We start from the raw sequence: 22665 nt of genomic DNA on the forward strand, positions 1-22665 counted from the left end.
CCATGGGCCTGTGGCAACGAATCCCCGACCTCGCGCACCTCAACGAATCCCTGAAGAACACCATCGGCGAAGGCCTGGGCATCCGCTTCGAAGCCTTCGACGACCAGTCCCTGACCGCCAGCATGGTGGTGGACCAGCGCACCCACCAGCCCTACGGCCTGCTCCATGGCGGCGCTTCGGTGGTGCTGGCGGAAACCCTGGGCTCCACCGCCAGCTACCTGTGCATCGATACCAGCCGCTTCTATTGCGTCGGCCTGGAGGTCAACGCCAACCACCTGCGCGGCCTGCGCAGCGGACGGGTCACCGCTGTTGCCCGCCCGGTGCACCTGGGGCGTACCACCCATGTCTGGGACATCCGCCTGGCTGGCGACGATGGCAAGCCCAGCTGCATCTCGCGGCTCACCATGGCCATAGTGCCCCTCGGCGCCGAGCCGCCGCGGACCTGATGCTGCAGCCAGGGGGTCGCGGTCTGTCGATGGCGGCTCGCGGCGATCGCGGGCGCAATGCCCGCACGTCCTCCGCCGCGGCAGGGCCTCAGCCCGCCATCGACAGCCGATTGCGGCCTTCGCGCTTGGCGACGTAGAGGGCGTTGTCCGCGCGGCGCAGGAGGCTGTCCACCGATTCCGTCGGCAGCAGGGTGGCGCAGCCGAGGCTGATGGACAGGTCCAGGGCGTGCCCCTGGACCAGGTACTGCAGTTCGAGGATACCCAGGCGCAGCCGCTCGCCCACCAGCGCGGCCGCCTCGCGGCAGGTGCCGGACAGCAGGACGAGGAACTCTTCGCCGCCGAAGCGGAACACCATGTCGACATTGCGCAGGCGCGCCTTGAGGGTGGTGGCGACCGCCTTCAGGACTTCGTCGCCCGTGCTGTGGCCGTACTGGTCATTGATCTGCTTGAAGTGATCGATATCCAGCATCAGCACCGACAGCGGCTGCAGGTTGCGGCGCGCCAGGTCCACCTCGCGCTGCAGGGTCTGTTCCATTGCGATGCGGTTGCCGGTATCGGTCAGCGGGTCGCGCAGGGCGCTCTGGATGGCGGCGCGGTAGAGCAGGGCGTTGCGCAGTGGGAAGAGCAGGCTGGCGAGCAGCGACTCCAGCTGGTTCAGTTCCTGGTCGTCGAAGCGCTGGTTGCGGCGGAAGATCAGCTCGCCCAGGTATTCGCCCTCATGGGTCAGGCGGTAGCCGGCCGAGTGGCTGGAACGGCTGCCGTACTCCAGGCGCAGGTCGCTGCTCTGGTGCAGGTAGGCCAGGGCATCCAGGGGAACCAGACGTTGCACCTCGCTGAAGAACAGGCTGACGATGCGCTCCACATCCAGGCTGGTCTGCAGTTGCAGCGTCAGGTGGCGGCGCAGTTCGATCAGGCTGATGGGACGCAGCTTGGGCTGGCGCTTGCCGGTGTAACCGAGGCGTTGCAGCTTGGCGGCGTCGAAATCGATGGTGTTGGTCAGGGTGGGAGGAACCATTGAGTTGAACCTCTGACGCAAGATGCGACGACGCCAGGCATACAGCCAATTTTGTGCCAGGAGTGCGCATTCCCGTGAAATTGCTTTCTTTTCAATAAGTTGGATCGCTATTGCCAGGTTGGGCGGCAAGCTTTTGCCGGCTTGATGGCAAATTAATGGCAGTGTGATGCCGTTCACAGGGCGGTGCCGCCGTAAATCCGGCGGAGGCTGCGGCGGTCGGATGACCGCCGCGGAGGGAGGTCATTGCGCGTCGAAAGCCTGGCCGTTCACACCTGCGCTGTCCGGCCCCATGAGATACAGGTAGACAGGCATGATGGCCGCGGGTTCCGGGTTGCTTTCAGGGTTTTCACCCGGATAGGCCTGGGCGCGCATGCTGGTGCGCGTGGCGCCGGGGTTGACGCTGTTGGCGCGCACGCTGGCGACGCCGTCCACTTCATCGGCCAGGACCTGCATCAGCCCCTCGGTGGCGAACTTGGAAACCGCGTAGGCGCCCCAGTAGGCGCGGCCCTTGCGGCCGACGCCGCTGGAGGTGAAGACCACCGAGGCGTCTCTGGACAGCTTCAGCAGCGGCAGCAGGGTGCTGGTCAGCATGAACATGGCGTTGACGTTGACCTGCATGACGCGCATGAAGTTTTCCCCGGAGAGCTGCTCGATGGGCGTGCGCGGGCCGAGGATGGAGGCGTTGTGCAGCAGGCCATCGAGGCGGCCGAATTCGGCTTCCAGGGTCGCCGCCAGTTCGTCGTACTGGTGTGGCTGGGCGGTCTCCAGGTTGAAGGGGATCACCGCGGGCTGCGGATGGCCGGCGGCCTCGATCTCGTCGTAGACGGCATTCAGGCTGGCTTCGGTCTTGCCCAGCAGCAGCACGGTGGCGCCGTGGGCGGCGAAGGTCTTCGCGGCGGCGGCGCCAATGCCGCGGCCGGCGCCGGTGATCAGGATGACCCGATCCTTGAGCAGGTCGGGGCGGGCGGAATACTGGAACATCTGTAACTCCTTCGGAGAGCTGGAGGCTTGAAGCTGAAAGCTGGACGCGGGGCCGATTGCTTCCGGCTTCAGGCTTCCAGCTTCCGGCTCAACATGAGCACAGCGCGCGGTCGAGCACGGCGCGCAGTTCGAGTGGGTGGTCGACCACCACGTCGGCGCCCCAGTGCGCCGGGTTGTCGCTGGGATGGATATAGCCGTAGCTGACGGCGGCGGTGCGGGTGCCGGCGGCGCGGCCGGACTCGATATCGCGCAGGTCGTCACCGACGAAGAGTACGCTGGCCGGGTCCAGGTTCAGCTTGCTGCAGGCCAGCAGCAGCATTTCCGGGTCCGGCTTGCTGTTCTTCACATGATCTGGGCAGATCAGCACGGCGGAGCGCTCGGCGAGGCCCAGCTGCTGCATGATGGGTTCGGCGTAGCGCACCGGCTTGTTGGTCACCACGCCCCAGATCAGCTTGGCCTGCTCGATGTCCGCCAGCAGCTCATCGATGCCGTCGAACGGGCGGGTGAGCACCGCGCAGTGATTCTGGTAGCGCTCCAGGAATTCCAGGCGCAGGGGCTCGAACTCCGGGGCTTCCGGGTCCATCTCGAAGGCGGTGGCGACCATGGCGCGGGCGCCGCCGGACACCACGTCGCGAATCGCCTTCTCATCCCTGGGCGGCAGGCCGCGTTCGGCACGCATGGCCTGGCAGATGGCGATGAAGTCCGGCGCCGAGTCAAGCAGGGTACCGTCCATATCGAAAAGAACCGCTTGAAGACGCATGCCGGTCACTCCTCGCGCAGGGTCTGGATCATGTAGTTGACGTCGACGTCGGCTTCCAGCTTGTAGTGCTTGGTCAGCGGGTTGTAGGTCAGGCCGATGATGTCCTTCACCGAAAGGCCCGCGGCGCGGCTCCAGGCGCCGAGCTCGGAGGGGCGGATGAACTTCTTGAAGTCGTGGGTGCCGCGGGGCAGCAGCTTCATGATGTATTCCGCGCCGACGATGGCGAACAGGTAGGCCTTCGGGTTGCGGTTGATGGTGGAGAAGAACACCTGGCCGCCCGGCTTGACCAGGGTGTGGCAGGCGCGGATCACCGAGGCCGGGTCGGGCACGTGTTCGAGCATCTCCATGCAGGTGACCACGTCGAACTGGCCGGGCATCTCGGCGGCCAGGGCTTCGGCGGTGATGCGCCGGTATTCCACCGGTACGCCCGATTCCAGCTGGTGCAGCTGGGCCACCGCCAGCGGAGCCTCGCCCATGTCGATGCCGGTGACCGTGGCGCCGCGCTGGGCCATGGACTCGCTGAGGATGCCGCCGCCGCAGCCGATGTCCAGCACCTTCTTGCCGGCCAGCCTGACGCGCTCGTCGATCCAGTTGACCCGCAGCGGGTTGATGTCGTGCAGGGGCTTGAACTCGCTCTCGCGGTCCCACCAGCGGTGGGCGAGGGCCTCGAACTTGGCGATTTCGACGTGATCGACGTTGGTCATGGGATGTCCTCGAATCAGAATTCAGTGGCCGGCGATGCGCTCGCCCCAGGCGCGGGCGGTGGCGCCCAGGCGCTCTTCGTCCAGGCGGGTCAGGCGGCCGTCGTCCAGCAGTTGCCTGCCGTCGACCCAGAGGTGCCGCACCGCGTCGCGCCCGGTGGCATAGATGAGTTGGGAAACCGGGTCGTAGACCGGCTGCTGGGCCAGCCCGGAGAGGTCGAAGGCCACCAGGTCGGCGGCCTTGCCGACTTCCAGGGAGCCGGTGTCCTGGTCGATCCCCAGGGCCCTTGCGCCGTTCAGGGTGGCCATGCGCAGGGCGCGGTGGGCGTCCAGGGCGCTGGCCGAACCGGCGACCGCCTTGGCCAGGAGGGCGGCGGTGCGGGTTTCGCCGAGCAGGTCCAGGTCATTGTTGCTGGCCGCGCCGTCGGTGCCGATGGCGACGTTCACGCCGGCCTGCCAGAGGCGTTCCACCGGGCAGAAACCGCTGGCCAGCTTGAGGTTGGATTCGGGGCAGTGGATCACGCTGCTGTTGCTTTCCACCAGCATGGCCAGGTCGGCCTCGTCCACCTGGGTCATGTGCACGGCCTGGAAGCGCGGCCCCAGCAGGCCCAGGCGGGCGAGCCGCGCCATCGGCCGCTCGCCGCGCAGCTCCAGGCTCTGCTGGACCTCGAAGGCGGTTTCCTGGACGTGCATATGAATGCCGGCGTCCAGTTCCTCGGCCAGCACGCGGATGTTCTCCAGCTTGTCGTCGCTGACGCTGTAGGGTGCGTGGGGGCCGAAGGCGACCTTGATGCGCGGGTGGTGCTTGAGGTCGCTGAACAGCTCGACGCCGCGGCGGATGGCTTCGGCCGCGTCGGCGGCGCCGGGAATCGGGAAGTCCAGCACCGGGATCGCCAGCTGCGCCTTGATGCCTGCGTTATGGATGACGGCGCTGGCCTGGGCCGGGAAGAAGTACATGTCGGAGAAGCAACTGATGCCGCCCTTGATCTGCTCGGCCACGGCCAGTTCGGTGCCGTCGCGGACGAACGACTCGTCGACCCACTTGGCCTCGGCGGGCCAGATGTGTTCCTGTAGCCAGGTCATCAGCGGCAGGTCGTCGGCCAGTCCGCGGAACAGCGTCATGGCGGCGTGGCCATGGGCGTTGATCAGGCCCGGCGCCAGCAGCATGCCGGGCAGTTCGCGGAGTTCCAGGGCCCCATGGCGCAGCGCGACGTCCCGCGGGGCGAGCAGGGCGATGCGGCCGTCGCGGATGCCCAGCGCATGGTCCCGCAGCACGACGCCGGCGGGTTCCACCGGGGCTATCCAGGACGGGAGCAGGAGCAGATCGAGCGGAGCGTTGGAACTGGGCATGGCGGCGCATCCCGGGCGCAAAATTGAAGTGGCGGCAGTATACCCGAGCCAGAAGGGCTCCGGCTCGCTATAATCTGCGGTTTTTCCGCGAGTTACGGGTGGCGAGGTGGTCGATGCGTGAACAACTGTTAGCAGCCGAGAAGGTCAAGGCCATCGACTGGCGGGACGGCGTGCTCCACCTGCTTGACCAGCGCCTGCTGCCGGCCGAGGAAATCTGGCTCGCCTACGACTCCGCCGAGGGCGTGGCCCAGGCCATTCGCCAGATGGTGGTGCGCGGTGCGCCGGCCATCGGCATCAGCGCCGCCTATGGCGTGGTGCTGGGGGCTCGCGCGCGCATCGCCGCCGGTGGCGACTGGCGCGCGGCGCTGGACGCGGACTTCAAGGTGCTGGCCGATTCGCGGCCGACGGCGGTCAACCTGTTCTGGGCGCTGAACCGCATGCGCGAACGCCTGGAGCGCCTGCGCGACGGCGAAACGCCGCTGCAGGCGCTGGAGGCCGAGGCCATCTCCATCCACCAGAGCGACCGCGAGGCCAACCTGACCATGGCCCAGCTGGGTATGGAGCTGATCCGCAAGCATCAGGGCAGCCCCCAGGCGCTGCTGACCCACTGCAACACCGGTGCCCTGGCCACCGGCGGTTTCGGCACCGCCCTCGGGGTGATCCGCGCCGCGCACCTGGACGGCCTGGTGGAGCGGGTCTACGCCGACGAAACCCGGCCCTGGCTGCAGGGCGCCCGGCTGACCGCCTGGGAGCTGGCCAACGAGGGCGTGCCGGTGAGCCTCAACGCCGATGCCGCCGCCGCCCACCTGATGAAGACCGCCGGGATCACCTGGGTGATAGTCGGCGCCGACCGCATCACCGCCAACGGCGACGTGGCGAACAAGATCGGCACCTACCAGTTGGCGGTCACCGCCATGCACCACGGCGTGCGCTTCATGGTAGTGGCGCCAAGTTCCACCATCGACATGTCCCTGGAAAGCGGCGACGACATTCCCATCGAGGAGCGTGACGGCTCCGAACTGCTGGACCTGGGCGGGCGTCGCGTCGCCGCGGAAGTCCATGCGGTGAATCCGGTGTTCGACGTGACCCCGGCCGACCTGATCGATGCCATCGTGACGGAGAAGGGTGTGGTCGAGCGTCCCGACGCTGCCAAGATGGCCCAGTTGATGTGCCGCAAACGCCTGCATTGAGCTATCACTGCGGCATTTCACCCCCGTGGCGGGCCGCCCGGCGGGGTAGGTGCGAGGCGGTGACTGTGGTAAGCTCCGGCAGTTATTGCCGCCCCTCCATCGAGGCGGCCCAATTGCACAGATCCTTGGCTTAACTCGTTGATTTGTCGTGAGTCGCTGCCGCATCAGGCCGCAGTGACGAGCTTCGCGCCGCTCAGGACGAGCGGGGCGGAGTTTCATCAGAAAAAGGAACCAGGCTTCTCATGGGCGAACTGGCCAAAGAAATCCTCCCGGTCAATATCGAAGACGAGCTGAAACAGTCCTACCTCGACTACGCGATGAGCGTGATCGTCGGGCGCGCCTTGCCGGACGCGCGCGACGGCCTGAAGCCGGTGCACCGTCGCGTCCTCTACGCGATGAGCGAACTGGGCAACGACTGGAACAAACCCTACAAGAAGTCCGCCCGTGTGGTGGGTGACGTGATCGGTAAGTACCACCCGCACGGCGACACCGCGGTGTACGACACCATCGTGCGCATGGCCCAGCCTTTCTCGCTGCGCTACCTGCTGGTGGATGGCCAGGGCAACTTCGGTTCGGTGGACGGCGATAACGCCGCGGCCATGCGATACACCGAAGTGCGCATGTCCAAGCTGGCCCACGAGCTGCTGGCCGACCTGGACAAGGAAACCGTGGACTGGGTGCCCAACTACGACGGCACCGAGCAGATCCCCGCGGTCATGCCGACCAAGATCCCCAACCTGCTGGTCAACGGTTCCAGCGGTATCGCTGTGGGCATGGCCACCAACATCCCGCCGCACAACCTGGGCGAAGTCATCGACGGCTGCCTGGCGCTGATGGACAACTCCGAGCTCACGGTCGATGAACTGATGCAGTACATCCCGGGTCCGGACTTCCCCACCGCGGGCATCATCAACGGCCGCGCCGGCATCATCGAGGCCTACCGCACCGGTCGTGGCCGCATCTATATACGTGCCCGCGCCGAAATCGAGGACATGGAGAAGGGCGGCGGCCGCCAGCAGATCGTGGTCACCGAGCTGCCCTACCAGCTGAACAAGGCGCGCCTGATCGAGAAGATCGCCGAGCTGGTCAAGGAGAAGAAACTCGAAGGCATCACCGAACTGCGTGACGAGTCCGACAAGGACGGCATGCGCGTGGTGATCGAGCTGCGCCGTGGCGAAGTGGGCGAGGTAATCCTCAACAACCTCTACGCCCAGACCCAGATGCAGAGCGTCTTCGGTATCAACGTGGTGGCGCTGGTGGATGGCCAGCCGCGCACGCTGAACCTGAAGGACATGCTCGAGGTGTTCATCCGTCACCGCCGCGAAGTGGTGACCCGCCGCACCGTCTACGAGCTGCGCAAGGCCCGTGAGCGCGGCCACATCCTCGAAGGCCAGGCCGTCGCCCTGTCCAACATCGACCCGGTGATCGAGCTGATCAAGACCTCGCCCACCCCGGCCGAGGCCAAGGAACGCCTGATCGCCACCCCCTGGGAATCCAGCGCGGTGGAAGCCATGGTCGAGCGCGCCGGCGCCGATGCCTGCCGTCCGGAAGACCTGGACCCGCAATACGGCCTGCGCGACGGCAAGTACTACCTGTCCCCCGAGCAGGCCCAGGCCATCCTGGAACTGCGCCTGCACCGCCTGACCGGCCTGGAGCACGAGAAGCTGCTGGCCGAGTACCAGGAAATCCTCACCCTGATCGGCGAGCTGATCCGCATCCTCACCAACCCCCAGCGCCTGATGGAAGTCATCCGCGAAGAACTGGAGAAAGTGAAGGCCGAGTTCGGCGACGCCCGCCGCACCGAGATCGTCGCGTCCCAGGTGGACCTGACCATCGCCGACCTGATCACCGAGGAAGAGCGCGTCGTCACCATCTCCCACGGCGGCTACGCCAAGTCCCAGCCGCTGGCCGCCTACCAGGCCCAGCGCCGTGGCGGCAAGGGCAAGTCGGCCACCGGGGTGAAGGACGAGGACTACATCGAACACCTGCTGGTCGCCAACAGTCACGCCACCCTCCTGCTGTTCTCCAGCAAGGGCAAGGTCTACTGGCTGCGTACCTTCGAGATCCCGGAAGCCTCGCGCACCGCGCGCGGCCGTCCGCTGGTCAACCTGCTGCCGCTGGATGAAGGCGAGCGCATCACCGCGATGCTGCAGATCGACCTGGAAGCCCTGCAGCAGAGCGCAGGCGCCGAAGAGGATCTGGAAGAGAACGACGGTGTGGTGATCGAAGGCGAAGTCGTCGAAGCCGAAGGTGGCGACGACGAAGGCGCCGACCTCGACGACGAACAGGACGAGCCCACCGGCGCCTACATCTTCATGGCCACCGCCTTCGGTACCGTGAAGAAGACCCCGCTGGTGCAGTTCAGCAAGCCGCGTTCCAGCGGCCTGATCGCCCTGAAGCTGGAAGAGGGCGACACCCTGATCGCCGCCGCCATCACCGATGGCGCCAAGGAAGTCATGCTCTTCTCCGACGGCGGCAAGGTGATCCGCTTCAAGGAAAAACACGTCCGCACCATGGGCCGTACCGCCCGCGGCGTCCGTGGCATGCGCCTGCCGGAAGGCCAGAGCCTGATCTCCATGCTGATCCCGGAAGCGGGCGCGCAGATCCTCTCCGCCTCCGAGCGTGGTTACGGCAAGCGCACCCCGCTGGACGACTACCCGCGTCGCGGTCGTGGCGGCCAGGGCGTGATCGCCATGGTCACCAACGAGCGTAATGGCAAGCTGGTGGGCGCCGTACAGGTGCAGGACGGCGAGGAGATCATGCTGATTTCCGACCAGGGCACCCTGGTGCGTACCCGTGTCGACGAGGTCTCCAGTTCCAGCCGCAACACCCAGGGCGTGACCCTGATCAAGCTGGCCAAGGACGAGACCCTGGTCGGTCTGGAGCGCGTGCAGGAGCCGTCCGGCGGCGACGAGGACGAAGAGCTGGAAGGCGAAGAGCAGACCGTTGACGCCGTGGCCGATGCCGAGGCCGGCGATGTTCAGCAGGACGACGCGCAGCCGGCTGGCGACGAGCAATAGTTGTAGAAACGGGCAGGCCGTCGCCGGCCTGTCCATTCGGTAGATGACAACATGCGGGGGCACTGGTGCCCCCGCGCTACCCAGTGAGAGTGGATGTGAGCAAGCGAGCCTTTAACTTCTGCGCCGGCCCGGCCGCGCTTCCGGAAGCTGTTCTGCAACGCGCCCAGGCGGAACTCCTCGATTGGCAGGGCAAAGGCCTGTCCGTCATGGAAATGAGCCACCGCAGCGACGAATACGTGGCCATCGCCGAAAAGGCCGAGCAGGACCTGCGTGACCTGCTGTCCATTCCCTCGAACTACAAGGTGCTGTTCCTCCAGGGCGGCGCCAGCCAGCAGTTCGCCGAGATCCCGCTGAACCTGCTGCCCGAGAACGGCGTGGCCGACTACATCGACACCGGCATCTGGTCGAAGAAGAGCATCGACGAGGCCAGCCGCTTCGGTCGCGTGAACGTCGCCGCCAGCGCCAAGCCCTACGACTACTTCGCCATTCCCGGCCAGAACGAGTGGCAGCTGTCCAGGGACGCCGCCTACCTGCACTATGCCTCCAACGAAACCATCGGCGGCCTGCAGTTCGACTGGATTCCGGAAGTGGGCGATGTACCGCTGGTGGCGGACATGTCCTCGGACATCCTCTCCCGCCCGCTGGACGTATCCCGCTTCGGCCTGATCTACGCCGGCGCGCAGAAGAACATCGGCCCCAGCGGCCTGGTGGTGGTCATCGTTCGCGAGGACCTGCTCGGCCGCGCCCGTGCCAGCTGCCCGACCATGCTCAACTACAAGGTCGCCGCCGATAACGGCTCCATGTACAACACCCCGGCCACCTTCTCCTGGTACCTCTCGGGCCTGGTGTTCGAGTGGCTGAAGGAGCAGGGCGGCCTCGAGGCCATGGAACAGCGCAACAAGGCGAAGAAGGACCTGCTCTACGGCTACATCGACAAGAGCGAGTTCTACACCAACCCGATTGCCCACAATGCCCGCTCCTGGATGAACGTGCCCTTCCGCCTGGCCGACGAGCGCCTGGACAAGGACTTCCTCGCCGGCGCCGACGCCCGTGGCCTGCTGAACCTCAAGGGCCACCGCTCGGTGGGCGGCATGCGCGCCTCCATCTACAACGCCGTCGGCCTCGACGCGGTCGAAGCCCTGGTGGCCTACATGGCGGAGTTCGAGAAGGAGCGCGGCTGATGTCCGAGCAGGAACTCAAGGCCCTGCGCCTGCGCATCGACAGCCTCGACGAGAAGATCCTCGAGCTGATCAGCGAGCGTGCCCGCTGCGCCCAGGACGTGGCGCGGGTGAAGATGGCTTCCCTGCCCGAAGGCGAGACGCCGGTCTTCTACCGCCCCGAACGCGAAGCCTGGGTGCTCAAGCACATCATGGAGCGCAACAAGGGCCCGCTGGACAACGAAGAGATGGCGCGGTTGTTCCGCGAAATCATGTCGTCCTGCCTGGCCCTGGAGCAGCCGCTCAAGGTCGCTTACCTCGGCCCGGAAGGCACCTTCACCCAGGCCGCGGCGCTCAAGCATTTCGGCCATGCGGTGATCAGCGCGCCGATGGCCGCCATCGACGAAGTCTTCCGTGAAGTCGCCGCCGGTGCGGTGAACTTCGGCGTGGTGCCGGTGGAGAACTCCACCGAGGGCGCGGTGAACCACACCCTGGACAGCTTCCTCGAGCACGACATGGTGATCTGCGGCGAGGTGGAGCTGCGCATCCACCACCACCTGCTGGTGGGCGAGACCACCAAGACCGACAACATCACCCGCATCTACTCCCACGCCCAGTCCCTGGCCCAGTGCCGCAAGTGGCTGGATGCCCATTACCCGAACGTCGAGCGCGTGGCCGTTCCCAGCAACGCCGACGCCGCGAAACGGGTGAAGAGCGAGTGGAACTCGGCGGCCATCGCCGGTGACATGGCGGCCAGCCTCTACGGCCTGACCAAGCTCTGCGAGAAGATCGAGGACCGCCCGGACAACTCCACGCGCTTCCTCATCATCGGCAACCAGGAAGTGCCGCCCACCGGCGACGACAAGACTTCCATCATCGTCTCCATGCGCAACAAGCCGGGCGCCCTGCACGAACTGCTGGTGCCGTTCCACAACAACGGCATCGACCTGACCCGCATCGAGACCCGTCCGTCCCGCAGCGGCAAGTGGACCTACGTGTTCTTCATCGACTTCGTCGGCCACCAGCACGACCCGCTGATCAAGGACGTGCTGGAGAAGATCAACCAGGAAGCCGTTGCCCTGAAGGTGCTGGGTTCCTACCCGAAGGCAGTACTTTAACGGCAGCTGGAAGCCGCAAGCTGGAAGCTGGAAGCTGGAACAGTCCCGGACTGCTTCAGGCTTCAGGCTTCAGGCTTCAGGCTTGCAGCTCCAGCGGAGCTGAATGATGACCTGTGACTTCCTCGCCCTTGCCCAACCGGGCGTGCAGAAACTTTCGCCCTACGTACCCGGCAAGCCGGTGGATGAACTGGCCCGCGAGCTGGACCTGGATCCGGCCGGTATCGTCAAGCTGGCCAGCAACGAGAACCCCCTCGGCCCGAGCCCCAAGGCCTTGGAGGCCATCCGCGCCGAACTGGCCGAGCTGACCCGCTACCCCGACGGCAACGGTTTCGAGCTCAAGCGCCGCCTGGCCGAGCGCTGCGGCGTGACCCCGGCCCAGGTAACCCTGGGCAACGGCTCCAACGACATCCTCGACCTGGTGGCCCGTGCCTACCTGGCCCCGGGCCTGAACGCGGTATTCAGCGAGCACGCCTTCGCCGTCTATCCCATCGCCACCCAGGCCGTGGGCGCCACCGGCAAGGTGGTTCCGGCCAAGGACTGGGGGCATGACCTGCCCGCGATGCTGGCGGCCATCGACGCCGACACCCGCGTGGTGTTCATCGCCAACCCGAACAACCCCACCGGCACCTGGTTCGGCCCGCAGGCCCTGGAGGATTTCCTCGCCAAGGTGCCGGAAAGCGTCCTGGTGGTGCTGGACGAGGCCTACATCGAATACGCCGAGGGTGATGAATTGCCCGACGGCCTTAACTATCTGGGCCGTTATCCGAACCTGCTGGTGTCCCGCACCTTCTCCAAGGCCTACGGCCTGGCCGCCCTGCGGGTGGGCTACGGCCTTTCCAGCGTCCAGGTGGCCGATGTGCTGAACCGCGTGCGCCAGCCCTTCAACGTCAACAGCCTGGCCCTGGCCGCCGCCTGCGCCGCGCTGGACGACGCCGACTATCTCGCCGAGAGCCGCCGCGTCAACGATGCCGGCATGCTCCAGCTGGAAGAAGGCTTCCGCGCCCTGGGGCTGTCCTGGATTCCCTCCAAGGGCAACTTCATCGCCGTCGACTTCGGCCGCGACGCGGCGCCGATCAACCAGGCCATGCTGCGCGAAGGCGTGATCCTGCGTCCGGTGGCCGGCTACGGCATGCCCAGCTTCCTGCGCGTCTCCATCGGCCTGCCGGAAGAGAACGCCCGCTGCCTGGAAGCCCTGGCCAAGGTGCTGGGCCGTGGCTGATGTCATGACCGTGCAACAGGGCGCCCCTATCTTCGGGCGCCTGGTGGTGATCGGCCTCGGCCTGATCGGCGGTTCCTTCGCCAAGGGGCTGCGTGAGAAGGGCCTGTTCGCCGAAGTGGTGGGCGTGGACAAGGACCAGGAGTCCTGCCGCATCGCCGTCGAGACCGGCGTGGTGGACCGTTGCGAGAGCGACCTCGCCGCGGCCTGCCACGGTGCCGAGGTGATCCAGCTGGCCGTACCCATCCTCGCCATGGAGAAACTCCTCGCCGAATTGGCCCGCCTGGATCTGGGCGACGCCGTGCTGACCGATGTCGGCAGTGCCAAGGGCAATGTGGTGCGCGCCGCGCGCCAGGTCTTCGATGGCATGCCGGCGCGTTTCGTGCCCGGCCACCCCATCGCCGGCTCGGAGAAGAGCGGGGTGGAGGCGGCCAACGCGAGCCTGTTCCGCCGCCACAAGGTGATCCTCACACCGCTGGAGAACACCGACCCGGCCGCCCTGCAGTGCGTCGACCAGCTCTGGCGCGCGCTGGGCGCGGACGTCGAACATATGGAAGTCGAGCACCATGACGAGGTGCTCGCGGCGACCAGCCACCTGCCGCACCTGCTGGCATTCGGCCTGGTCGACTCGCTGGCCAAGCGCAGCGAGAATCTGGAGATATTCCGTTATGCCGCCGGCGGCTTCCGCGACTTCACGCGGATCGCCGGCAGCGACCCGGTGATGTGGCACGACATCTTCCTCGCCAACCGCGAGGCCGTGCTGCGCATACTGGACGCATTTCGCGCCGACCTCGACGCCCTGCGCAGCGCGGTCGACGCAGGGGATGGGCATGAATTGCTGGGCGTGTTCACCCGCGCCCGCTTCGCCCGCGAGCATTTCAGCAAAATCCTGGCCCGCAGGGCCTATGTGGACGCCATGCACAACAACGACCTGATTTACCTGGCGCAGCCGGGTGGCCAACTTGCCGGACGCGTCCGCGTTCCGGGCGACAAGTCCATTTCCCACCGTTCCATCATGCTCGGCTCCCTGGCCGTCGGGACCACCGAAGTCGAAGGCTTCCTCGAGGGCGAAGACGCCCTGGCCACACTGCAGGCCTTCCGCGACATGGGCGTGGTCATCGAAGGGCCGCACCACGGCCGCGTGACCATCCATGGCGTCGGCCTGCACGGCCTGAAGCCGCCGCCCGGCCCGCTGTATCTCGGTAACTCCGGTACCTCCATGCGCCTCTTGAGCGGCCTGCTGGCGGCCCAGCCGTTCGACACCACCCTGACCGGCGATGCCTCTCTCACCAAGCGCCCGATGAACCGCGTGGCCAAGCCGCTGCGCGAAATGGGCGCGGTGATCGAGACCGGCGCCGAAGGCCGTCCGCCGCTGACCATCCGCGGCGGCCAGCGCCTCTCCGGCATGAACTACGAAATGCCCATGGCCAGCGCCCAGGTGAAATCCTGCCTGCTGCTCGCCGGCCTCTATGCCGCCGGTGAAACCTCGGTGACCGAACCGGCGCCGACCCGTGACCACACCGAGCGCATGCTGCAGGGCTTCGGCTACCCGGTGAAGGTGGACGGCAACACCGCGACCGTCGAGAGCGGCCACAAGCTCAGCGCCGCCCGCATCGAAGTGCCGGCGGACATCTCCTCGGCCGCCTTCTTCCTGGTGGCCGCGAGCATCGCCGAAGGCTCCGAACTGGTGCTGGAACACGTCGGCATCAACCCCACCCGTACCGGCGTGATCGACATCCTCAAGCTGATGGGCGGCGACATCACCCTGGAAAACCAGCGTGAAGTCGGCGGCGAGCCGGTGGCCGACATCCGCGTGCGCTCGGCCAAGCTGAAGGGCATCGATATCCCCGAAGACCTGGTGCCGCTGGCCATCGACGAGTTCCCCGTGCTCTTCGTCGCCGCCGCCTGTGCCGAAGGCCGCACCGTGCTGCGCGGCGCCGAGGAGCTGCGGGTGAAGGAGTCCGACCGCATCCAGGTCATGGCCGACGGCCTGCAGGCCCTGGGTGTGAAGGCCGACCCCACCCCGGATGGCATCGTCATCGAAGGCGGCCCCATGGGCGGCGGCGAAGTCTGGAGCCACGGCGACCATCGCATCGCCATGTCCTTCAGCGTGGCTTCGCTGCGTGCCAGCGCGCCGATCCGCATCCATGATTGCGCCAACGTCGCCACCTCCTTCCCGAACTTCCTCGGCCTGGCGGCCCAGGCCGGCATCCGTGTCGCGGAAGAGGGCCAGGCATGAACGCCAATGTGCCCGTGATCGCCATCGACGGTCCCAGCGGCTCCGGCAAGGGCACGGTCGCCGGCCTCCTGGCCAAGCGCCTGGGCTGGCACCTGCTGGATTCCGGCGCGTTGTACCGCCTGCTGGCCTTCGCTGCGCGTAACCATGGCGTCGACCTGACCAACGAGGAGTCCCTCAAGGTCCTGGCGGCGCACCTGGACGTACAGTTCAACGCCAAGGCCGGCGGTGGTCAGCGCATCATCCTGGAAGGCGAGGACGTCACCGATGTGATCCGTTCCGAACAGGTGGGCGCCGGCGCCTCCCAGGTCGCCGCGCTGCCCGCCGTGCGCGAGGCCCTGCTGCAACGCCAGCGTGCCTTCCTCGAAGCCCCCGGCCTGGTGGCCGACGGCCGCGACATGGGCACGGTGGTCTTCCCCCAGGCGCAGCTGAAGATCTTCCTCACCGCCAGCGCCGAAGAGCGCGCCCGCCGCCGCTACCTGCAGCTCAAGGGCAAGGGCATGGAAGCCGACCAGGCCGCCCTGCTGACGGAAATCCAGGAGCGTGACGAGCGCGACAGCCAGCGCTCGGTGGCCCCGCTCAAACCGGCCCCGGACGCGATCATCCTCGACTCCACCAGCCTCAGCATCGACGAGGTGCAGGACAAGATCCTCCGCGCCTTCGCCGCCCTCGGCCTGGACGACTGAGCCCAGGTTGAAACGACAACGCCGCAGCCCCCAGCTGCGGCGTTTTCATTTGAACGTGGGAAACCACGTCCTGAGGACGTGGTCATGAGTCAGCGGCTCTGCCTGTGACGATTCGAATGTCCGGGCTGGCAGGATGAAGCCGATGGGGTAGGGTGCGCCGTGCGCACCGGCGGTTTGACGTGGTGCCGAAGCCGATCCCGGAATCGGTGCGCGCAGCGCACCCTAGGGTCCAGGCCAGGCGAACGGGGGCGGCCTTGTCCACGGGGGAGGATTCGCCCCCTTATAGGGGGCCAAAAGCAAGTCCACGTTCTACGAACGTGGATGTTTACTCTGTAGGGGCGAATTCATTCGCCAAGGGCGGCGCAGCTGCCCCCTGCAAGATTCCTGGGCAGACCTGCGGTCTGCTTGGCGAATGAATTCGCTCCCACAACAAGACAGGGCCAGCTCACCGATCGGCAGTCGGCGTGAATCACCACGCCCAGTCGGCCCCGAAGATGGGGCTTTCCTCAGCCAGGATTGGGTCTCAAGCCCGCCTGCCCATGCTTATGGAACATCGCATCGACCCGTTTCGAATTGAACCCGGCAGTTGCACCGCGTGGAATCACGCCTGTCCCGGCGCGTCCAACTATCCAGCGGTAACTCGAATCTCCCGTGAGGCCTGACCCTTGCATAGGCCGCAGCAGCGCCTTCGGGGTTCCGGGCATTCCAGGCGTGGGGAATCGATGTCGGCCACCCGACGTCGATCCAGGACATTCGCATTCAGGGCAAAACGATGGATAGAGAAACCTTGGTCCTGCTGGATGGGCTCATCGAGCGAGCTGCCGCAAAAGTGGCAGCCGAAGGCGTTGCCAGAGAGAGCATCAGGCTGGCGAACCCGACCCGCGAGCGGATTCGGCACGCGGGGGAGTATTTGCTGGAGCGGGCGGCGGACAGGTTCCCGACCCTTGATCCTTATGTCTCATCCAGTGTGGATGGCAGCATCACCCTGGTGCTGGATCGTCAGAAGACGAGGTGATGCCGGGTGCCGGGTCAGCCGGGGCGAAACAGGGGACACCCATCAGTCCCCATATGGATCGTCCTAGACCGACTGCACCACCCCCGCACGTACTGCCGCGTCGGGCTCTGCATCGATCGCATCCATCCCCAGGTGCGCGGTCTCCTTGAGCAGGAAGGAGCACAAGGCCACCAGCGCCAGCGCGGCCGCGCCATAGGCCGCCACGCCGAAGGGGCTGCCGGTGGCGATCAGGATGGCCGTGGCCAGGCTGGATGCCGTGCCGCCGCCGAAGGCCGCGCCGATCTGATAGGCGGCGGACATCCCGGAATAGCGCATCGAGCGGGGGAACTGTTCGGCGAGGAAGGCCGGGATCGGGCCCTGGGTCGCGCCCATCAGGGCGCCCACCACCACGTAGGCGGCGCAGGCGACGGCCAGGCTGTGGCGACCCACCAGGGCGAAGAAGACGAAGAAGCCGGCGGCCATCAGTAGCGAACCGAGGATCATCACCTGGCGCCGGCCGAGGCGGTCGGAGAGGGCGGCGAACAGGGGGGCGCTGATGACGATGGCGATGGACAGGGACACGTCGAACAGCAGGGCCTCGGTGCTGCCGTAGCCGACCTGGGTGGCGTAGGCGAGGAAGAAGGTGCTGCCGATGTAGGCGATGGTCACGTAACCGAAGGCGATGCCGGTGCACAGCAGCATTTCCCGGGGGCGCGAGCGCAGGGCGGCGATCAGGGGCAGGCGGGCGTTCTCGTGGCGTTGCAGCGGATTGCTGGCGGGGTTCGACAGGCGTGCGTAGAGGCCGATCAGCACCAGCACGCCGCCGAGCCAGAAGGGGATGCGCCAGGCGAAGTCGGCCAGGTTGTCGTCGTAGGCGGCGCTGACGATGGCGAACACCGCCGAGCCGAGGATGCCGCCGATGCCGATGCCCATGCTGGTGAAGCTGCCCCAGAGGCCACGTTTGCCGCGCGGGGCGGATTCGATGCCGAACAGGGCCGCGCCGCCCCATTCGCCGCCGGCGGCGAAGCCCTGCACCAGGCGCAGCAGTACCAGCAGGATGGGCGCGGCGGCGCCGATGCTGGCATGGGAGGGCAGGCAGCCGATGGCCAGGGTGGAAAAGCCCATCAGCAGCAGGGTGATCACCAGGGCCTTCTGCCGGCCGGCCTTGTCGCCCAGGTGGCCGAATACCATGCCGCCCAGGGGGCGGGCGAAGAAGCCGGCACCGAAGGCGCCGAACGCCACCAGGGTAGCGGTGAGGCGGTCCAGGTCGGGGAAGAACACCTGGGGGAAGACCAGGGCGGCGGCGACGCCATAGATGACGAAGTCGTAGAACTCCAGGGCGGTGCCCATCCCCGAGACGAAGAAGGTCCGGAGCGCCGATTGCGGGTGTTGTTGGTTAGCCATTTGCCTTTGCTCGTCTTGTCGTTGTTGGGGGCTGCAGGCGGCCGCCGACGGCGGGTCGGCGGCCGGGGTTCAGGCTTCAGAAACGCACATGGCCGCTGCGCGCGAGGGACAGCGGAGTGGCCGCCGCGTATTCCAGGGCGAAGTGCTCGGTGTCGATGCCGATGGTGAGCAGGGTTTCCCAGCGTTCGGTGGGCGGCAGGGCCAGGTCGGGGATGAAGCAGATCGGTGCGGCATCGCCCAGGCCGCCGCACATGGCTTCGGCACGGCTGGCCAGGCTGGCGCCGGTCATCTGTCCGCGCGCGGCGTTCACGTGGTCGAGGCGCGCATAGGTGGTGGAAACATCCAGGGTGCGCTCGCCCGGCACCAGTTCGGGGGCGAGGAAGTGGTTGGTGTGGGTGATCCAGCCGTCCTCGCCCGGCAGCACCACGGCGGTGGCCTGCGGGGAGAGTTCGATGCTCGCGGCGCGCGGGGAACGGTCGTGACGGGAGAACACCGTCAGCACGGTGGAGGCGCTGACCCATGCCGAGCGGGCGAGCTCGATGGCCTCGTCCACGCTGCGTGCCTCTTCCAGCAGGCGGCGGGCGATGGCGTGCACCGGCACGCCGGCGCTGCCGTTGTCGCTGGCGTGGTGGAGGATGTTGAAGTGCAGGCCCAGGCCCGCGCTGTTCACGCCGATCTTGCCGAGCATGCCGAACTCGGTGAACAGCTTGACGTCGAGGCCGGCGGCGCCGGTCAGCTGCAGCATCAGGCCGTGGGGCACCAGGGAGTCGTGCCAGTCCCAGGTCTGCACGGTGCGCGGGGCGTCGGCGCCCGATGGCGCGAACACTGCAGTGGAGCACTCGCCCTCCGGCGGGGTCGGCATCACCGCGAGGATTTCCGTGCGGGCATTCAGCGCCGCCAGTTGCCAGAAGGGCAGACCTGCGCCTTCGGCGATACCCGCCACTTCCTGGGCCAGGTTCGGGCTCCAGGCTTCCAGGGCGCCCAGGCTGGCCTCGCCCAGGCTGCGCACCCGCTCGGGGGCGACGTCCACCTGGTTGAAGAAATCGAGGTAGAGCGAGACCGTCTGGCGGATCCGCTCCGCCCACCGTTCCCCGATCTGGCGGCCACGGAGCTGCGGGTTCCGGGTGTCGGTGACGAAGGTATGGACTTTCACTGGGAATTACCTGTTCAGCGTTGGATTGTTTCGGGATGGAGCGGCCACAGGGCACCGAAGCGGTGCCCTGTGGCTGTAAGCGAGGCGGTCAGCGGTTGCGGGTGTAGATATCGCGCCCGGCGAACCAGGTCTTCAGCACCTGGGTGTCGCGCAGGGCTTCCGGCTCGACCTGGAACACGTCGCGGTCCAGCAGGATCAGGTCGGCCTGCTTGCCGGGGGCGATGGAGCCGATGCGGTCGTCCAGGCGAATGGCGCGCGCCGCGTTCAGGGTGTAGGCCTGGAACATGGTTTCCCGGTCGATTTCCTCGGTGGCGTTGAGCACGCCCTTCGGACCCTTGCGGCTGACGGCCTGGTAGATGGCTTTCCACGGCTCGGGGGTGGTGATGGGCCAGTCGCTGGCGCCGGCGAGGGTGGTGCCGTTCTTCAGCAGCGAGCGCGCCGGGTACTGGTACTGGAAGGCCATGGCGCTGACGTAGGGCTGCACCAGGTCGACGCTCAGCTCGTCGGCGCTGGCCCAGTAGAGTTGCATGGAGGCGATCACATCCAGCGGCTTGAAGCGGGCGAACTCCTTCGGGTTGACCATCTGCAGGTGGGTGATGGAGTGGGGGATGCCGCTGCTGCGCGCCTTGCGTGCCTGCTCGATGCCATTCAAGGATTCGCGCACCGCGCGGTCGCCGATGGCGTGCACATGCACCAGCCAGCCAAGGGCATCGGCCGCATTCACCAGCTCGCCGAAGCGCGCCGGGTCGATCAGCAGTTCGCCGCTCTTCTGCGAGTTCCTGTAGGGCTCCAGCATCGCCGCGCTCTGCGCCGGGTGTTCGGCCACGCCGTCGGCGAAGACCTTGATGCCAGGCAGGGTCAGGTTGGGCACGCCCTGGAACTGCTGGCGCACCTTGTCCAGTTCGTCGAGGTCCCTCGCCGTGGCCTTGGAGTCGGCCATCAGCAGGGCGGCGACGTGGGCGGTCAGTTCGCCCGATTCCCCCAGCGCCTTGTAGATCGGCAGCACGCCAACCGAATCGTTGTTCAACGGGCCGCCGGGAATCTCATTGGCCAGCGGGTCCATCCAGGCGGTCAGCCCCAGGCTGTTGTAGTACTTCAGCGCGTCGCGGCCGCTGGCCAGCAGTTCTTCCCAGGAGGGCAGGGGGATCAGCTCCTGGGCGGAATAGAGGCCGGCATCCACCAGGAAGCCGTTGGGGCGCATGTCTTCATGGTGGCCGATGGTGGCCAGTTCTTCGCCCTTGAGGGATTTCACCTTGGCGGCGTCGATGCCGGCGCGTTTCAGCATGGCGCGGTTGGCCCAGCCGGTGTGGTAGTCCCAGCCGGCGAAGAGGATCGGTGTATCGGCCCACTCGCCCTGGCTGAAGCGCTGTTCGAAGGCGTCGAGCTGGTCCCAGTAGCCGGTGGGCAGGCCACCCACCACCAGGAACTCGCCGCGTCTGGCCTTGCCGTCTTCGCGCCACTGGCGCAGGCGCTGCTCCAGCTCCTCCAGCGGAAGCTCCTCGCCATCGAGGCTGGCCTGGCGCATCTGCAGGCCGCCCTTGATCACGTGGGCATGGGAGTCGATGAAGCCCGGCATCAGCACTTTGCCGCCGAGGTCGAGCACCTGTGTATCCGCCTGCTTGAGGGGCAGCACCTCGGCGTTGGTGCCCACGGTCAGGATCTTGCCGTTCTCGATGGCGACCGCCTGCTGCAGCGGCTGGCCCGGCTCGGCGGTGTAGACCTTGGCGTTGTGCAGGATGAGATCGACGGCTGCCATAGTTTCCGTAGAAGAAAAGGCGAGGGCGACGGAGAGGGTCAGGGAGACGATCGGCTTCATGAAGGTTTGCCTTGATTCTTGTTGGTCTGCGGCAAAGACTAACCAGTCGTGGCGCCGGGAATAACGCTGGCCCCGGCATAACTTCTTTTCTGAAGTGGAAATAAAAATGGACCGTTTGACCGCGCTGGGCATGTTCGTGGCCGCTGCCGAACAGGGCAATTTCAGCCGCGCCGCCGAGCAGCTCGGCACTACGCCGTCGTCGCTGACCAAGGCCGTGGCGCAACTGGAGGAGGGGTTGGGCGCCAAGCTGTTCGAGCGCACCACCCGTCGGATGTCGCTCACCGAGGCCGGGCATATCTATCTGGAAGGGGCCCGCCAGGCCCTGATGCAACTGCAACTGGCCAGCGAGGGCGTCGAACAGCTGCAGCACGAACTGCGCGGCAGCCTGCGCATCACCGCGCCGCCGTCCTTCGCCCCGGCCTTCCTCAATGCCGTCTGCTGCCGCTTCCTGCGCGAGCATCCCCATGTGCATCTGGAGGTGGACCTCTCCGATACCTATGTCGACCTGGTGGACGGCGGCTACGACCTGGCCCTGCGTGACGGCCCCACCGACCTGCCCGGCGTGATCGCCCAGCCCCTGGTGGAGAACCGCATCACCCTCTGCGCCACCCCGGATTACCTGGCGCGCCGGGGAGGGGAAGTGACCCTGGACAACTACCTGCAGCACGACTGGCTGATCCTTCGCCACCCGCTGCTCAACCGGCATTTCTGGTGGGTGACCCGGGGTGAGCAGCGCATCCGCCTCAACCAGCCGGTGCCGCGCGTGTCCAGCGACAACTACGACTTCCTCCTCGCCTGCCTGCTGGACGGCCAGGGGCTGCAGTTCATCCCGCAATGGAGCGCCGCCCCCTATCTGGCCCGTGGCGAACTGGTGGAAGTCATGCCCGAATACTGGCGCGAGCCCAGCGGCTTCGGCCCGATGGTCTACGTGCTCTACCTCACCCACCGGCGCAGCACGCGCAAGGTCAAGGTGTTCATCGAGTATCTCAAGGCGTACTGGCGGGAAAGCGGCTTGAGCGAGAGACAGGGTGAGTGAGCCGGCCTCGGTGCGCTTCGTCGGAACGCGCAGACCTGCGATCTGTTCATCGGCGAGGTGGTGGGCGCCTGGGCGGACACGCGGGTATTCAAGGATGGCCACTGGCAGTTCGAGCAGGCCGATGCGCACTGGCGCAGCCTGCACTACATCGCCGGCGGCCATTTCCATGCCATCGGCGATGCGGCGGTGGTGCGGGAAGCGTGATCGGACACGGATGGGCGCGATTTCGATCGCGAGTAAACATCCACGTTCGTAGAACCTGGACTTGCGCTAGCCCCCTGGAAGGGGGCGAATCTTCCCCCGTGCACAAGGCCGCCCCCTTTCGCCTGGCCTGGACCCTAGGGTGCGCTGCGCGCACCGATTCCGGGATCGGCTTCGGCACCACG

18 protein-coding genes and 1 pseudogene are annotated in these 22665 nt (G+C 66.9%); 11 read left to right on the top strand and 8 right to left on the bottom strand.

Features of this window, described 5'->3' with window-relative positions; all coding sequences use genetic code 11:
• The first annotated feature begins 2 nt into the window (after positions 1-2).
• A complete protein-coding gene (locus ACFPU0_RS23730) occupies positions 3-446 on the top strand; it encodes a hotdog fold thioesterase (RefSeq protein ID WP_377695741.1) in 444 nt (147 codons plus the stop codon).
• 88 nt (positions 447-534) lie between these two features.
• On the opposite strand, the gene ACFPU0_RS23735 is transcribed toward ACFPU0_RS23730, so the two are convergent.
• The 5 genes from ACFPU0_RS23735 to ACFPU0_RS23755 all read right to left on the bottom strand — a co-directional run bounded on the left by ACFPU0_RS23735 (position 535) and on the right by ACFPU0_RS23755 (position 5253).
• Positions 535-1461 carry a GGDEF domain-containing protein gene (locus ACFPU0_RS23735; RefSeq protein ID WP_377695742.1) on the bottom strand — a complete coding sequence of 309 codons (927 nt, stop codon included), beginning with the start codon at positions 1459-1461 and terminating at the stop codon, positions 535-537.
• 240 nt (positions 1462-1701) lie between these two features.
• Positions 1702-2442: a YciK family oxidoreductase gene (locus tag ACFPU0_RS23740; RefSeq protein ID WP_377695743.1), complete on the bottom strand. Its 741-nt coding sequence runs from the start codon at positions 2440-2442 to the stop codon at positions 1702-1704.
• 88 nt (positions 2443-2530) lie between these two features.
• Positions 2531-3211 carry an N-acetylmuramic acid 6-phosphate phosphatase MupP gene (gene mupP, locus ACFPU0_RS23745; RefSeq protein WP_377695744.1) on the bottom strand — a complete coding sequence of 227 codons (681 nt, stop codon included), beginning with the start codon at positions 3209-3211 and terminating at the stop codon, positions 2531-2533.
• Positions 3208-3906 carry a bifunctional 2-polyprenyl-6-hydroxyphenol methylase/3-demethylubiquinol 3-O-methyltransferase UbiG gene (gene ubiG / locus ACFPU0_RS23750; protein ID WP_377695745.1) on the bottom strand — a complete coding sequence of 233 codons (699 nt, stop codon included), beginning with the start codon at positions 3904-3906 and terminating at the stop codon, positions 3208-3210. Before ubiG ends, mupP begins: the two co-directional genes overlap by 4 nt.
• 21 nt (positions 3907-3927) lie before the next feature.
• Positions 3928-5253, bottom strand: coding sequence for a TRZ/ATZ family hydrolase (locus ACFPU0_RS23755; protein ID WP_377695746.1), 1326 nt, complete (start codon positions 5251-5253; stop codon positions 3928-3930).
• A 113-nt stretch (positions 5254-5366) separates the two neighbouring features.
• Here ACFPU0_RS23755 and mtnA point away from each other — a divergent pair, with 113 nt between their 5' ends.
• The 8 genes from mtnA (at position 5367) to ACFPU0_RS23795 (ending at position 16891) form a co-directional block, all read left to right on the top strand.
• Positions 5367-6443: an S-methyl-5-thioribose-1-phosphate isomerase gene (gene mtnA / locus ACFPU0_RS23760; RefSeq protein ID WP_377695747.1), complete on the top strand. Its 1077-nt coding sequence runs from the start codon at positions 5367-5369 to the stop codon at positions 6441-6443.
• Positions 6444-6685: 242 nt separating this feature from the next.
• A complete protein-coding gene (gene gyrA / locus ACFPU0_RS23765; RefSeq protein ID WP_377695748.1) occupies positions 6686-9463 on the top strand; it encodes a DNA gyrase subunit A in 2778 nt (925 codons plus the stop codon).
• A 95-nt stretch (positions 9464-9558) separates the two neighbouring features.
• Positions 9559-10644 carry a 3-phosphoserine/phosphohydroxythreonine transaminase gene (gene serC, locus ACFPU0_RS23770; RefSeq protein ID WP_377695749.1) on the top strand — a complete coding sequence of 362 codons (1086 nt, stop codon included), beginning with the start codon at positions 9559-9561 and terminating at the stop codon, positions 10642-10644.
• Entirely contained in the window at positions 10644-11738 is a 1095-nt protein-coding gene (gene pheA / locus ACFPU0_RS23775; protein ID WP_377695750.1) for a prephenate dehydratase, read from the top strand. Before serC ends, pheA begins: the two co-directional genes overlap by 1 nt.
• 106 nt (positions 11739-11844) lie before the next feature.
• Entirely contained in the window at positions 11845-12957 is a 1113-nt protein-coding gene (hisC, locus tag ACFPU0_RS23780) for a histidinol-phosphate transaminase (protein ID WP_377695751.1), read from the top strand.
• 4 nt (positions 12958-12961) lie between these two features.
• A complete protein-coding gene (locus ACFPU0_RS23785) occupies positions 12962-15193 on the top strand; it encodes a bifunctional prephenate dehydrogenase/3-phosphoshikimate 1-carboxyvinyltransferase (RefSeq protein WP_377695932.1) in 2232 nt (743 codons plus the stop codon).
• On the top strand, positions 15190-15876 hold the full coding sequence (gene cmk, locus ACFPU0_RS23790) for a (d)CMP kinase (RefSeq protein WP_377695752.1): 687 nt from the start codon (positions 15190-15192) through the stop codon (positions 15874-15876). Before ACFPU0_RS23785 ends, cmk begins: the two co-directional genes overlap by 4 nt.
• Before the next feature lie 772 nt (positions 15877-16648).
• Positions 16649-16891 (top strand): hypothetical protein, encoded by a 243-nt coding sequence (locus tag ACFPU0_RS23795; RefSeq protein WP_377695753.1) that lies wholly within the window; start codon positions 16649-16651, stop codon positions 16889-16891.
• A gap of 63 nt (positions 16892-16954) precedes the next feature.
• Here the strand turns inward: ACFPU0_RS23795 and ACFPU0_RS23800 are convergent, their stop codons facing one another.
• The 3 genes from ACFPU0_RS23800 to ACFPU0_RS23810 form a co-directional block, all read right to left on the bottom strand.
• A complete protein-coding gene (locus ACFPU0_RS23800) occupies positions 16955-18274 on the bottom strand; it encodes an MFS transporter (RefSeq protein ID WP_377695754.1) in 1320 nt (439 codons plus the stop codon).
• Between the two features lie 76 nt (positions 18275-18350).
• Positions 18351-19427, bottom strand: a complete 1077-nt coding sequence (locus tag ACFPU0_RS23805; protein ID WP_377695755.1) for a C45 family autoproteolytic acyltransferase/hydolase — start codon at positions 19425-19427, stop codon at positions 18351-18353.
• Between the two features lie 88 nt (positions 19428-19515).
• Positions 19516-21243 carry an amidohydrolase gene (locus ACFPU0_RS23810; RefSeq protein ID WP_377695756.1) on the bottom strand — a complete coding sequence of 576 codons (1728 nt, stop codon included), beginning with the start codon at positions 21241-21243 and terminating at the stop codon, positions 19516-19518.
• Positions 21244-21349: 106 nt separating this feature from the next.
• Between ACFPU0_RS23810 and ACFPU0_RS23815 the strand changes: the two genes are divergently transcribed.
• Positions 21350-22279, top strand: coding sequence for a LysR family transcriptional regulator (locus ACFPU0_RS23815; protein WP_377695757.1), 930 nt, complete (start codon positions 21350-21352; stop codon positions 22277-22279).
• A 24-nt stretch (positions 22280-22303) separates the two neighbouring features.
• Positions 22304-22483 (top strand): annotated as a pseudogene (locus ACFPU0_RS23820) (flavin reductase); the annotation flags it as partial.
• Between the last annotated feature and the right edge of the window lie 182 nt (positions 22484-22665).

This window comes from Pseudomonas sp. GCM10022186 (assembly GCF_042656385.1).
Taxonomy (GTDB): Bacteria; Pseudomonadota; Gammaproteobacteria; order Pseudomonadales; family Pseudomonadaceae; genus Metapseudomonas.